Raw genomic sequence first — 12061 nt, forward strand, 5'->3', positions numbered from 1 at the left:
TTCGGCTTAGCGGATACGGCTAATGAGATTGATGAGGAGGCGGTCGTCCGCCTTCGGACCGCCGGGGACGGGCGCGTCCATTGGATGTGCATAGGCGACATCGAGGCTGAAGGTCCGGCCCAGATTGATGCGCATTCCGCCGCCCACCGACCGCACCGTGTGCTGGCCGGATCCCGGGTCCAGATTTTCTACCCAAGCTGAATCGAAAAAGCCGAACACTTGGGCGTTGGACTGGCCAAGCTGGACCGGCCCGTAGCGAAGCTCCAGCGAACTTGCCGCGCCGCGATCGCCCGATACTGAACCGGGATCATAGCCTCGGCCGATCGTGTAATTGCCAATGGAAAGCTCCTCATACGCGAGAAGCGGATCATCGGCCCACTGCAGAAGGCTTGCGGTGGCGAGACTGAAGCGCGGCATCAGCAGCCATTCGGTTCGGCCGCTCAGGCGCGCTGCCCAGGCTTCTGGGTTCGCCGCAGTCCGGGAAAGCGTAGCCTCGCCGCGTTCACTGGCGCCGAACGCGTCCAGCCCTTTACGCAGTTCGATGCTGCCGGATCCGAAGATCGGAAGTGAGAAGAGGCTGAAGCGCTGATCGGCTTCGAGCCGGCCGGAAAGGACACGAAGCTTGTCGTCGATCAGACGAGCCCGACCATCGAACAGGTCAGTGGTTTGATTGACGAACTCGATACCTCCGGAAATCCATAGATTCCGGCGGCGATGCCGGATGATCGGATAAGCAAGGCCCAATTCACCCACAAAAGACTGGCTTTCAATCTCGAGCGGCGCGAGCGCTGCGCGAGGATGCGTTTCGCCGAGTGCGATTGATCCGCGGGCCAGAAGCCCATCCGCACCGAGTCGCGCCTCTTGCAGGATTTGGAGAACCTGCTGCTCCTCGAAGCTCGGGTCGGTTGAAAGAACAAGACTGGTTCTCTCGCCGAGCGGGGTCAGGCTGTTGAGATCGACGCGCCCGAGAACCGTCCATGGTCCGACCGCGGAAGATCCGTAATTCTGAAACGCCGTAAGCACGTTGACCGGTTCGTGATCCACCTGAACCACAAGCTCGACAGCGCCGGCGGTACCCTGAGCGGGCCGGATGTTGGTGGAGATGGTCACCCCGGGAACGTCGGCTGCCAGCAATATCTGCCGCTGAACGACGTCCATGTTGAATGGAGCGAGCCCTTGAAGACGGGACACGTAGTCGCGAACCTTGCGCTGAGCGCCGCCAGCCGATCCCGTCACTTGAACCGAGGCTATGTGTGCCTCAACAACTTGGAGTTGTACGCGTCCGCCGGTGATCTGCTGCGGCGGAATCTCGACGCGCGCGAGATAGCCTTCATTGAGGAGTATCTCGGCCGCACGATCTCGAATGCGGCAGATTTCGGCGACAGGAACATTCTGCCCGCGCACGCCGGTCCAGGCAGGCGCAAGCCGCTCGGCGGGAACGGCTGTCAGGCCGCTGAAGTCGACGGCTTCAAGGGTAAAGCTGAGGTTCGAGGTCTCGAACGGGCAGGGACCGGCATCGAGCCGCCCTACTATTCCGGTGGTCTGCGCCCGCCTTTCGACCGCGGTCCGCTCCGCCGGCTGCAGCTCTTCCCGGCTCGGAAGCGAATTTTGCGCCGCAACGCCGGCAGGAAAAGCCGCCGTCAGCAACAATGCGAGCGCGGCGGTCCCTACCGCCGAGCTGCGAACATTTAACGTAACGTTCTTATAAACTTGTAACGCACGAACCCCGGACGCACCGCGTCCTCCCCCAATTCCCCGATACATCTTGCCCCCTGTGAGAACCTCAGGAAGCTAGACGCCCCGCCGAGAATCGACTTCTATTATCGAGTAGAAATACTGTGATGACAACTGATTACAGGACGTTGTTGCAACACGCTAGGTTAACGCCCCTCGCTATCGTTCCGTAACGTCATTACAAAGGCAAGACATCAGACCATCTGCGACAGAAGCTAGCGCATAAGGTCGAGTTTGAGACTCTAACGATCTTGCTGGCACCCTTGAAACCAGAAATGTGGCGGAGAGGGTGGGATTCGAACCCACGGTACCCTCGCGGGCACAACGGTTTTCGAGACCGCCCCAATCGACCACTCTGGCACCTCTCCGCAGGATCGGGCGGGCCGCCGCAATGCGGGGGCCGGTCGACAGGCGGCGGGCTCTAGCGGAAGCCATTCCGCTTGCCAAGTGCGCCTTTCTTGCGGCCCGCGCGTTACATCCTAAATAGGATTGTGACATGCCAAGACACGATATGCTTCAAAACCTTGGGGAGGTGACGGCGCCGCCCATCTCCCACGCTCATTTTTCGATCGGGGACGTGGTCCGCCACCGCCTGTTCGAATTCCGCGGCGTCATCTTCGACGTGGACCCCGTCTTCGCCAATAGCGAAGAATGGTACCAGGCGATACCGGAGGAGGTTCGCCCTTCCAAGGACCAGCCTTTCTACCATCTACTCGCCGAAAACGGGGAGCAGAGCTACGTCGCTTATGTAAGCCAGCAGAATCTGGTGCCGGACGAAAGCCGTGAGCCGGTCGACCATCCGGCCATTTCCGGCATCTTCACGGCTTATGAGGACGGCCGCTACCAGCTTCGGCGGGAGCACAGGCACTAGAAAAAGAGGGCTGATGGCGCGGCTTTGGCGTTGACACTGCCGGGCGTGTCCAGTAGCAGCCCCACTTCCCGCGCGGGTTGGCCGCGGCCATTTGCTTTGCGCGGACAGCTTTAAGGTAATTGGATAAGAGCCATGTTCGCAGTCGTGCGCACGGGCGGCAAGCAATATCGCGTCGCCGCCGGAGACAAGATCGCCGTTGAAAAGCTGGCAGGCCATGCCGGCGACACCATCACGCTGGGCGACGTCTTGCTCGCCGGCGAAGGCTCCGAGCTGCGCAAGACGGACGGCCTCACCGTTTCGGCCGAGATCATCGCTCAAGCGAAGGGCGAGAAGGTGATCGTCTTCAAGAAGCGCCGCCGCCACAATTATCGCCGCAAGAACGGTCATCGCCAGCAGTACACACTGCTTCGCATCACCGCGATCGGCGATCAGAAGGCCGCGCCGAAGAAGGCCAAGAAGGAAGAGACTGCTCCAGCGCCTGCCGCCGAGACTGCTCCGGCTCCCGCGCCCGAGGCTCAGGAAGCTGCGCCCAAGGCCAAGAAGGCCGCGGCTCCGAAGCCCGCTGCCGACGCCTCGACCGAAACGCCTGCCAAGGGCAAGGCGAAGACCGAGGCCCCGCTGAAGGTCGAAGGCGCCGAGAGCGAGATGGTCGATGCGCCGGCTCCGTCGAAGAAGAAGGCTTCGACAAAGAAGCCGGCCGCTGATAAAGACGCGTAAAGATTTTCGAGGTAGAGTTCAGTCATGGCACATAAAAAGGCAGGCGGATCCTCACGCAACGGTCGCGACAGCGCTGGCCGTCGTCTTGGCGTGAAGAAGTTCGGCGGCGAGACCGTCGTTGCAGGCAACATCATCGTGCGTCAGCGCGGGACCAAGTGGTATCCGGGCGCCAACGTCGGCATGGGCAAGGATCATACCCTCTTTGCGCTTACCGACGGCCGCGTCTCGTTCCGCGACGGGAAGCTCGGCCGCAAATTCGTATGCGTCGACATGCATATGGAAGCAGCGGAATAGGGACAGTCGAGGAAGGGCTGTCCCGGGAAGGGCGGCCCAGGTACTCGTAAGAGAACCGATTTCGAGGGAGAGGGTCGCCCCCTCTCCCTTTTTTATTGTCTCCCTCAAAAATTGTCGCCGGACCGTAACCCCGTTGGGGCAAGGGGCGGCGCGAAAGTGAAGAGGAAGAGACAATGTTCGCGAGGACCGACAGATTATTGCTGAGGCCCGGCTGGATCGAGGACGCACCCGCCCTAGCCGCGGCCATCGGTGACGAACGGATCGTCCGCAATCTGGCGAGTGCGCCCTGGCCCTACAGCTTGGCCGATGCCGAGGCTTTCCTAGGCCGCGATGTCGCCGCGCCGGCGGAAAGCTGCCTCATCTTCCGCCGCACCCGAGGCGCGCCTGAACTGATCGGCGGCGTCGGCTTCGGCTGCATGCCGTCGGGCGAGCTCGAGTTCGGCTACTGGATCGCGCGGGCGCACTGGGGGCTCGGCTATGCGACCGAAGCCGGGGCCGCGATGCTTGCCAATGCGCGGGAGACGCTGCGGCTGAGGAAGCTCAGCGCGGGCCACTTCCTCGACAATCCCGCCTCCGGCCGCGTGCTCGAGAAACTGGGATTCCGCCCCACTGGAGAGATTCTCCGCCGCTACAGCGCCGGCCGTCGCGCCGAGGCTCCGTGCAAGCTCTTCACGCTCGACCTCACGCCGGAAGCGGCTGAGGACGAGGATGAGATGAGCTTCGTAAAGGCCTTCTGCATGGCGGCTTAGGCCGCGTAGGCCGGTCCTTGATCTCCGCGCGCTGAGAGAGATTTCTCTTCCTTCTCGATCAGTGCGCGGTCGTCATGGTTCCATGGGTGAAAGCCCGGCATGAAATAGCTCGCCCAAGCGCCGAGGATCTTCCGCACCATGCCGGGCCGACCAAAGGCGAACCAGAAAAGCCGCGTCCATGCCTTGGGACCGGTGATCCCGTCTTGCTGGAGGAGTTCAAGCGCCCCCTTAGTTCGATCGATCAGGAAGTTGTGCGTCACCAGCAGCATCACCTTCGCCTTCACCTTCCAGCGCTGGAAGCGCGGCCATTCGCGCGTCGCGTGAGCCCAGGTGTCGTAGGCGACGCCTTTATGCTCGATCTCCTCGATGGCGTGCCAGCGCCACAAGGCTGCCGACTCAGGATCAGCTCCGGCAAGGTGTCGCGGGTCACGCAGCAGTTCGTGCGCCAGAATGGCGGTGAAATGCTCGAGCGCCATTGTGGCGGCGAGACTGACGATCGGATGCCGCTCTTTGACGATGTCGAGCCGGTAATCGACCCGATCCTCCAGCGGCTTCAGGTCGTAGCCCGCGTCGTGCGCGCGCTTGTTGAAGGCGACATGCTCGCGGCTGTGCATCACTTCCTGGGTGGTGAACGCCTTGATCTCCCCGGCGAGCTTCGGCGGCGCGCCGTCGCGAAAAGCGCGGACGCTTTCGACGAAGAATTTCTCCCCCTTGGGAAAGGTGGCGGAAAGCGCATTGTAGAGCGCCGTCCCGATGGGATCGCCGCCTAGCCACCACCGCCGGGTTTCGCCGTCACGCCCGAAGCGGCGGTCGCGCGGAGTGATCGTCAAGTCAGAGGGTGTCGTTTCGCGCACCATCCATGTATCTCCTTTGGAATGAAAATGAAGACTACTGACACTTATGTCAATATCGCGTGAGCGTTTGAGCTCTTCTGAAAGCCGGGCTGCCGCACTGGAGGCGGCACGTGAGCTTTTGATTGAGGAGGGGCCGCAGGCTGTCACCTTGAAGGCGGTCGCGGCGAAGGTGGGAAAGACGCACGCGAACCTTCTTCATCATTTCGGTTCCGCTGCGGGACTTCAGGCGGCGCTTGCGCAGGAGATCGGTGCAAGGGTGGTTGCAGGTATCGCCGATGCGGTCGAACGGGCCCGCGCCGGCGCCGCCAGCCCCCGCGAGATCGTCGATCGCGTTTACGATGCGTTCGGGCAGGAAGGCGGCGGAGCGCTTGCCGCCTGGATGATCCTTTCCGGAAACAGGAACGCGCTCGACCCGATCCTCACCGCCGTGAGGTCGATGGTCGATCAGTTCGTGCCCGGTCACGAGCAGCATCAGGTTCCGGAGACGACGCTCTGGTTGGTTCTCTCCGCACTGGGCGATTCGCTGCTTGGCGGCGCCATCGCCCAGACACTCGACCTTCCTCGCGATGCCTCACGAACTTTGGCAGCGGAGGCGATTCAGGCGCGCCTTGAGGCGCACCATTCTGCCAATGGCCTTCCTCCAGATTAGCCGGCTTGACTATCGGTAAGTATGTACTTACGTAAGTGTTCTCTTACAAAGGAGAGAGCCGTTATGACACAGAAGATCAAGCTTTGGGGCGCAGCAGGCAGCCCCTTCACCCGCTCGGTGCAGATTGCCCTCGATGAAAAAGGTTTGTCGCACGAACTCATCGAGCTGCCGCTGCCCGACTATAAGGGGCCTGAATATCTCTCCGAGCGGCATCCTTTCGGCCGCATCCCGGCGATAGAAATCGACGGCTTCCGGCTTTATGAAACGCAGGCGATTATACGTTTCCTGGATGAACTCCGTCCTGAGCCCTCGCTGCAGCCCGGTACGCCATTCCAGCGAGCGCGCATGAACCAGATGCTCGGCATTCTCGATTGCTATGGCTGGCCGAGCATCGGTGCAATCCTCCTGAACCGCATCCTTCGGCCCATGTTTCTGAACGAGGCGCCGATCGAAGCCGAGATTGAAGCTGCGCTCCCGCAGGCCCGCACTACCGTCCAGGCGTTCGCTGACCTGATGGATGAAGGCGGACCGTTCCTATGCGGCGAGCGCCCAGGTATCGCGGACATCATGATCTACCAGATCATGGCTTATTTCATCCAAACCGCCGAAGGTGCGCCGATGATCGCTGAGCACCCGCGCTTTGCAGCGTGGATAGAGCAGATGGCTGAGCGCGAGGGCGCTCGGATGCCGCTCGCCGCCTGATGGCTCAGCCCCTCCCCTCCGCAGATGCGCTCTTCGAAGCATTGGGCGACGGCACCCGCCGACGCATCTTCGAGCGCGTCGCGCGGGGGGCGGCCTCCGTCAACGAGTTGGCGGAGGGGCTGCCTGTCAGCCGGCCTGCCGTCTCGCAGCATTTGAAGGCGCTTTCGGAGGCCGGTCTGGTGGAAAGCGAAGCCAAAGGTACCAAGCGCATTTACCGCCTTCAGGCCCGGAGCGTGGAGGCAATGCGGCGCTGGCTGGACAGCATCTGGGACGATGCGCTCCAGGCCTTCGCCGCGGAAATCGATAAAGAAGGGGAAGAAGATGAACATGACCAGCACTGATGCCGCTGCAACGGCGAGCGTCCGCAAGTCCGTGACCGTCAATGCGGGGCCGGAGCGTGCCTTCAAGGTATTCACCGAGCGTATGGGCGCTTGGTGGCCGAAAACCCATTCCACGGGCAGCGCACCCCTTGCAGACGCGATTATCGAGCCGCGCTTGGGCGGCCGGTGGTATGAACGTGGCGAAGATGGTTCGGAATGCGAATGGGGCAAGGTGCTTGCATGGGATCCGCCGCGCGGCCTGATCCTTGCCTGGCAGACTAATGGCGAGTGGAAATTCGACGAGAATCTCATCACCGAGGTCGAGATCGTCTTCACCGAAGTCGAACCAGGCCGCACGCGGGTCGATCTCGAGCACCGCAACCTCGACCGCTTCGGCCCGGCTAGCGATCAGATGCGCGAAGCATTCGAATCTCCCGACGGTTGGTCCGGCATTCTCGCGAAGTATGTCGAAGAGGCCGAAGCGGCGGCCTGAGGATCAGCCTCGCCCTTTCCTGCGGGCAGCGTCCCGCAGGAAAGGGACGCTGCCAATGTCGAGACGAAGCCACCCATCTGTCTTCATCTCATCCGCACCGGCAGGCAGCCTCGCCTCCGGCCGCTTCAGAACGAACATCAGCTTGGATTCTCCCGTCGGCAGCTTGCTGAGGGCGATCTGATATTCATGCGCATCAGGGGTGACGACCTGCATCTTCCGGTTCGAGTCGTAGTAATTGTTGATAGGGTTGACCGTCCAATCCGCATTCTTGCCCCAGATGCCATATTCATAAGCTGTTTGCCCCTTAAGATCGGCATCTTCCGACAATGCTGACGATACGTGCAGCATGAAAAGACGTTCGCTCGCGCGGCCTATGTAAAGGTCCGCGCCAGACATCGGTTCCTGCGGCCGCGTGAGCTTAAGGTAGAGGAACTCGCTGTCTCTGACTGCCTCAAGGCGCCCCTCACTGCCTGGATAAAGCGTACGGGCGCCGTCCCACTCTCCATCATGCACATAGCCATTAATGAGGATTCCGGCTGCGGCAGGCGTGGCCGCGGCAACAGTGGATGCGGCAGCCAAGCATCTCCCAACGCACCAGATCTTTCGAATGTTCATGCCTCCGCTCCCCTAGTCAGCGATTCATCAGTGACACCGTTTCACTGCCTCGCCAGCTTCTGTTCGACAACGGCACGGCTCCTTCGACCATCGCTTCGACGATGCGTTCAGCGCCGCGTCATTCGTAAGGGCCTAAAGTACGAAGAAACGGGGAGAATTCAGTGCGTAAAGTCATCAGAGCCGCAGCTTTCGCTTTTCTCGTGTCCACCAGCTCAGCCGGGTTTGGCTGCGTCGTTCCTTTTTTTCCTCTCTCTACACCTCAGGCTCTTGTTGATCGGCAAGCGCGCGACGTTCTCGCGCAGAGTTCTGTTGTTGCGGAAGGCGTCGTGGTGAAGGAGGCGGCACCGCTTTATTCAGGAAAAGCCAAGGAAGAAGGCGGCATCAGGGTCACGAAGGTGCTGAAGGGAGACGTGCGGGTCGGCGACATTATCCCCATTTCCACAAGCATGTGCGCGGATGGCTTGCCGAAAGGTGCCCGCGGCGTTGTCACAGTGGCGCGAGAGGCGCGAACCGCGGCGGCGAGCTTCCAGTGGCCGGTGGTGGTCCAGTCTATGGAACGACAGATCCGAGAGAATCCCTCGATCGCATATCCGGAACCGTGGCGGGAGATCGCTACGGAGGAAGACGAGGCCCGGATGGACAATCTAATGACAAGCTGGGTCGCTGTTCTCCGTCCGCGGCGGTTGCGATCTGAGGCGCGTAGTATTCGGCATCAAATCGAAGCTCTTGGGTCGATCGCTTCTCCTGGCGGCGCGATAACTCCGCCTAAGCCGGCGCCTGCGCGCTATCGCTGCAGACGCCTCGTACTGAGCACGAACATGGTCAGCGCCTCTCCTTTTTACGACTGCGATCTCAGTCTCTCCGCGGACCGCAGGTGGACCTTGACGCAGCTGAATGGCCCAGGCCGGCTGAAGGGGCATCTCCATGCCCGCTATGATCGTCAGCTTGTCTTTCTCGGCACAGTTAGCCGCGGCGGTTCTCAATCCGGATCCACAAGCTATGGAGATGATCCTGCGCGAGATGTCGCGGGCCTTTTCGAACATGTTGGCTCCGGCCACTACCGTATCGTGATGCCGGCGCGGGATGGATTGCAGAGAATTGAGATACTGGAGCTTAGCCGCCTTCTTCCTCGGGGACGGGCCGATTAGCCGACGGGTTCTTTTTTCCGCCCGGCAGCGTTAAGCGGGCGCCATGCATTTCCTCGATCAGGCGAAAATCTATCTCCGCTCCGGCGCGGGTGGCCCGGGAGCGGTCAGCTTCCGGCGCGAGAAGTTCGTCGAATATGGCGGGCCCGACGGCGGCAATGGCGGGAAGGGCGGCGACATTGTCTTCGAGGCTGTGGAAGGCCTCAATACCCTCATCGACTTCCGCTACACGCAGCATTTCAAGGCGCCGCGCGGGAAAGGCGGCGCTGGGCGCAACCAGACGGGCGCTGGCGGCGGCGACCTGCTCATCAAGGTACCGGTCGGGACGCAGATTCTGTCTGAGGATAAGGAGCATGTGCTCGCCGACTTCACCCAAGTGGGGCAGCAGCAGGTTTTTCTAAGGGGCGGCGACGGCGGGCGCGGCAATGCCAGCTACAAAACCTCGACCAACCGCGCTCCGCGCCAGCACGGCACCGGCTGGCCTGGCGAGGAGATGTGGGTCTGGCTTCGCCTGAAGCTGCTGGCCGATGTCGGCCTCGTTGGTTTGCCCAATGCTGGCAAGTCGACCTTCATCAACCAGGTCACCAACGCCAAGGCGAGGGTCGGCGCCTATCCGTTTACCACGCTTCACCCGCAGCTCGGCGTCGTGCAGCACAAGGGCTGCGAGTTCGTCATGGCCGATATTCCAGGCCTCATCGAAGGCGCAGCGGAAGGGGCCGGCATCGGCGACCGCTTCCTGGGCCATATCGAGCGCACGCGCGTGCTACTCCACCTGGTGGACGCGAATAACGAGGATGTCGGCGAAGCTTACCGGATCGTCCGGGATGAGCTCGACGCCTATGGCGCCGGCCTCGAGGACAAGCAGGAGGTGGTGGCGCTCAACAAGGCCGATACGCTGGACGACGAATTGCTGGATGCGCTTGCGGCGGAGCTCGAGGAGGCCTGCGGTCAGAAGCCCTTCCGCCTCTCCGGCGCCACGGGCGAGGGCTCAGAGGCGGTGCTCGATACGCTGCTTGACCGGCTGGGTGTCGAGGCAGCCGAAAGCCAGGAGGCTCGGGAGGATTGGTCGCCCTTATGAGCAAGCCCGTGCTCGCGGTCACCGGCGGCTCGGGTTTCGTGGGCCAGCATCTGCTGCGGATGGCGACTGCTGAAGGCTACGAAGTTCGGGCACTGACCCGCGGCAGGAAGGCGCCGGGGGAGAGTGTCATCTGGGTCGAAGGCGCACTCGACCGGCCGGAAAGCCTTGCCGAGCTTTGCACGGGCGCGGATGCCGTCATTCACATTGCCGGCCTCATCACCGGCGACAGGGCTGCCTTCGAAGCGGTGAACGTCGCCGGCACCGCCAATATGATTGACGCGGCTAAGAAGGCCCACGTCCGCCGCTTCGTCCATATCTCCTCGCTCGCCGCCAGAGAGCCTGCGTTGTCCAACTACGGCGCGTCGAAGCTCCGGTCTGAGAAGCTCGTTGCCGCATCTGGTCTCGACTGGACGATCATTCGCCCGCCGGCCGTCTACGGCCCCGGCGACCGCGAAACGCTGGAGCTGTTCAAGATGGCGAAGCGCGGTCTTGTCGCGCTTCCACCCAAGGGCCGCTTCTCCGCGCTTCATGTCGAGGATCTCTGCCGCCTCATCCTCGCCGTGATTGGCGATGAGGACAGCTATTCCGAGGCTTACGAGCCCGACGACGGGCGGGAAGGCGGCTGGGACCACCGCCACTTCGCCCGAACGCTGAGCCGCCTGCTCGGCAAGCGCGCCGCAACCGTCACGATGCCGAAGCCGCTGATGCGCGTGGCCTCTCGCGTCGAAGGGCTGTTCCGCCGCAGGAATGCCAAGCTGACGGCCGACCGGGTCAACTATTTCTGTCATCCGGACTGGGTGGTGACCGCCGAGCGCCGCCCGCCGCCCGCGCTTTGGCAGCCGCAGGTCCGCACACCCACCGGCCTCAAGCAGACCGCCGAATGGTACAAGGCCGAAGGCTGGCTCCGCTGAGCCCGAAGCTGCCACCCTCTTGCCCTAATCGCTTGGCAGAGCCGCAGCACTGACATTAAGGGATGAGCATGACCGACAGGGAAGAGACATTCGGCAAGGTGAAATCGCTCATCGAGCCCTTCAACAAGAAGGGCGTCGAGCTCACCGAAGCAACTACCTTCGCGGGCGATCTCGAATGGGACAGCCTGATCGTCATGGATTTCGTTGCCTCGGTCGAGGACGAGTTCGACATCCTCATCACGATGAACCAGCAGGCTGAAATCGAGAATGTCGGCCAGCTTGTCGACGCCGTCGAGGCGCTCCGGAACGACGGCTGAGCCGATGACCGACCCCGACATGGTGGCGAACGCGCGCGAAGGCTATGCCAGCGGCGGCGCGCGAGACCTTTTCTCCAAGTTTGATGCCCTGATCGACGAGCGGCAGGCGCTGCTCGATACCGGCGTCCGCGACCCGTTCGGGCTGGTGATGGAGAAGGTCCATTCCCCCGTGCTCGCCACGATCAAGGGGAAGGAGACGATTCTCCTCGGCACCTACAATTATATGGGCATGACCTTCGATCCCGATGTGGTCGCGGCGGGCAAGAAGGCGCTCGACGAATTCGGGTCGGGCACGACCGGCAGCCGCGTCCTCAACGGCACCTATCAGGGCCACAAGGAGTGTGAAGAGGCGCTGAAGGCGTTCTACGGAACGAAGCACGCCATGGTCTTCTCGACCGGCTACCAGGCCAATCTAGGCCTCATGTCCACGATCGCCGGCAAGGAGGATTACATCATCCTCGACGCCGACAGCCACGCGTCCATCTATGACGGCTGCGCGCTCGGCAACGCCCAGATCGTCCGCTTTCGCCACAACAGTGTCGAAGACCTCGACAAGCGCCTAGGCCGCCTGCCGGCAGAAGGCGGCCGGCTCGTCGTGCTCGAAGGCGTCTA

At 62.3% G+C, this 12061-nt stretch carries 16 protein-coding genes and 1 tRNA gene; 13 read left to right on the top strand and 4 right to left on the bottom strand.

The features are described 5' to 3' along the window. Positions 1-6: 6 nt before the first annotated feature. Together VGD10_RS03945 and VGD10_RS03950 are read right to left on the bottom strand one after the other, a co-directional pair. A complete protein-coding gene (locus tag VGD10_RS03945) occupies positions 7-1650 on the bottom strand; it encodes a ShlB/FhaC/HecB family hemolysin secretion/activation protein (protein ID WP_331039497.1) in 1644 nt (547 codons plus the stop codon). A 362-nt stretch (positions 1651-2012) separates the two neighbouring features. Next, positions 2013-2102 (bottom strand) — tRNA-Ser (locus tag VGD10_RS03950). A 128-nt stretch (positions 2103-2230) separates the two neighbouring features. On the opposite strand from VGD10_RS03950, the gene hspQ reads away from it, so the two are divergent. From hspQ to VGD10_RS03970, 4 genes are all read left to right on the top strand, one after another. Then, positions 2231-2605 (top strand): heat shock protein HspQ, encoded by a 375-nt coding sequence (gene hspQ / locus VGD10_RS03955; RefSeq protein WP_331039498.1) that lies wholly within the window; start codon positions 2231-2233, stop codon positions 2603-2605. A gap of 132 nt (positions 2606-2737) precedes the next feature. Continuing rightward, the gene (gene rplU / locus VGD10_RS03960) at positions 2738-3322 is read left to right on the top strand and encodes a 50S ribosomal protein L21 (RefSeq protein WP_331039499.1); all 585 of its coding nucleotides are present in this window, start codon (positions 2738-2740) and stop codon (positions 3320-3322) included. 24 nt (positions 3323-3346) lie between these two features. Further along, on the top strand, positions 3347-3616 hold the full coding sequence (rpmA, locus tag VGD10_RS03965) for a 50S ribosomal protein L27 (RefSeq protein ID WP_331039500.1): 270 nt from the start codon (positions 3347-3349) through the stop codon (positions 3614-3616). A gap of 173 nt (positions 3617-3789) precedes the next feature. Next, positions 3790-4365, top strand: coding sequence for a GNAT family N-acetyltransferase (locus VGD10_RS03970; protein WP_331039501.1), 576 nt, complete (start codon positions 3790-3792; stop codon positions 4363-4365). Here the strand turns inward: VGD10_RS03970 and VGD10_RS03975 are convergent. Next, on the bottom strand, positions 4362-5222 hold the full coding sequence (locus tag VGD10_RS03975) for a metal-dependent hydrolase (protein WP_331039502.1): 861 nt from the start codon (positions 5220-5222) through the stop codon (positions 4362-4364). The genes VGD10_RS03970 and VGD10_RS03975 overlap by 4 nt on opposite strands. 43 nt (positions 5223-5265) lie before the next feature. Between VGD10_RS03975 and VGD10_RS03980 the strand changes: the two genes are divergently transcribed. The 4 genes from VGD10_RS03980 (at position 5266) to VGD10_RS03995 (ending at position 7383) form a co-directional block, all read left to right on the top strand. Then, on the top strand, positions 5266-5868 hold the full coding sequence (locus VGD10_RS03980) for a TetR family transcriptional regulator (protein WP_331039503.1): 603 nt from the start codon (positions 5266-5268) through the stop codon (positions 5866-5868). A 63-nt stretch (positions 5869-5931) separates the two neighbouring features. Continuing rightward, on the top strand, positions 5932-6570 hold the full coding sequence (locus VGD10_RS03985; RefSeq protein ID WP_331039504.1) for a glutathione S-transferase family protein: 639 nt from the start codon (positions 5932-5934) through the stop codon (positions 6568-6570). After that, the gene (locus VGD10_RS03990) at positions 6570-6911 is read left to right on the top strand and encodes a metalloregulator ArsR/SmtB family transcription factor (RefSeq protein WP_331039505.1); all 342 of its coding nucleotides are present in this window, start codon (positions 6570-6572) and stop codon (positions 6909-6911) included. The genes VGD10_RS03985 and VGD10_RS03990 overlap by 1 nt, the downstream gene beginning before the upstream one ends. Continuing rightward, entirely contained in the window at positions 6898-7383 is a 486-nt protein-coding gene (locus tag VGD10_RS03995; protein WP_331039506.1) for an SRPBCC family protein, read from the top strand. The genes VGD10_RS03990 and VGD10_RS03995 overlap by 14 nt, the downstream gene beginning before the upstream one ends. A gap of 3 nt (positions 7384-7386) precedes the next feature. On the opposite strand, the gene VGD10_RS04000 is transcribed toward VGD10_RS03995, so the two are convergent. Then, positions 7387-7962, bottom strand: coding sequence for a hypothetical protein (locus tag VGD10_RS04000; RefSeq protein ID WP_331039507.1), 576 nt, complete (start codon positions 7960-7962; stop codon positions 7387-7389). 197 nt (positions 7963-8159) lie between these two features. Here VGD10_RS04000 and VGD10_RS04005 point away from each other — a divergent pair, with 197 nt between their 5' ends. The 5 genes from VGD10_RS04005 to VGD10_RS04025 all read left to right on the top strand — a co-directional run. After that, positions 8160-9146: a DUF4893 domain-containing protein gene (locus VGD10_RS04005; RefSeq protein WP_331039508.1), complete on the top strand. Its 987-nt coding sequence runs from the start codon at positions 8160-8162 to the stop codon at positions 9144-9146. A gap of 43 nt (positions 9147-9189) precedes the next feature. Then, positions 9190-10221, top strand: coding sequence for a GTPase ObgE (gene obgE / locus VGD10_RS04010; protein ID WP_331039509.1), 1032 nt, complete (start codon positions 9190-9192; stop codon positions 10219-10221). Next, on the top strand, positions 10218-11132 hold the full coding sequence (locus VGD10_RS04015) for an NAD-dependent epimerase/dehydratase family protein (RefSeq protein WP_331039510.1): 915 nt from the start codon (positions 10218-10220) through the stop codon (positions 11130-11132). The genes obgE and VGD10_RS04015 overlap by 4 nt, the downstream gene beginning before the upstream one ends. Positions 11133-11200: 68 nt before the next feature. After that, positions 11201-11449, top strand: a complete 249-nt coding sequence (locus VGD10_RS04020; protein ID WP_331039511.1) for an acyl carrier protein — start codon at positions 11201-11203, stop codon at positions 11447-11449. Positions 11450-11453: 4 nt separating this feature from the next. Continuing rightward, positions 11454-12061, top strand: a 608-nt coding sequence (locus tag VGD10_RS04025; protein ID WP_331039512.1) for an aminotransferase class I/II-fold pyridoxal phosphate-dependent enzyme, incomplete at its 3' end; no start/stop codon positions are given.

This window comes from Allosphingosinicella sp. (assembly GCF_036402135.1).
In the GTDB taxonomy this organism is placed as follows: domain Bacteria; phylum Pseudomonadota; class Alphaproteobacteria; order Sphingomonadales; family Sphingomonadaceae; genus Allosphingosinicella.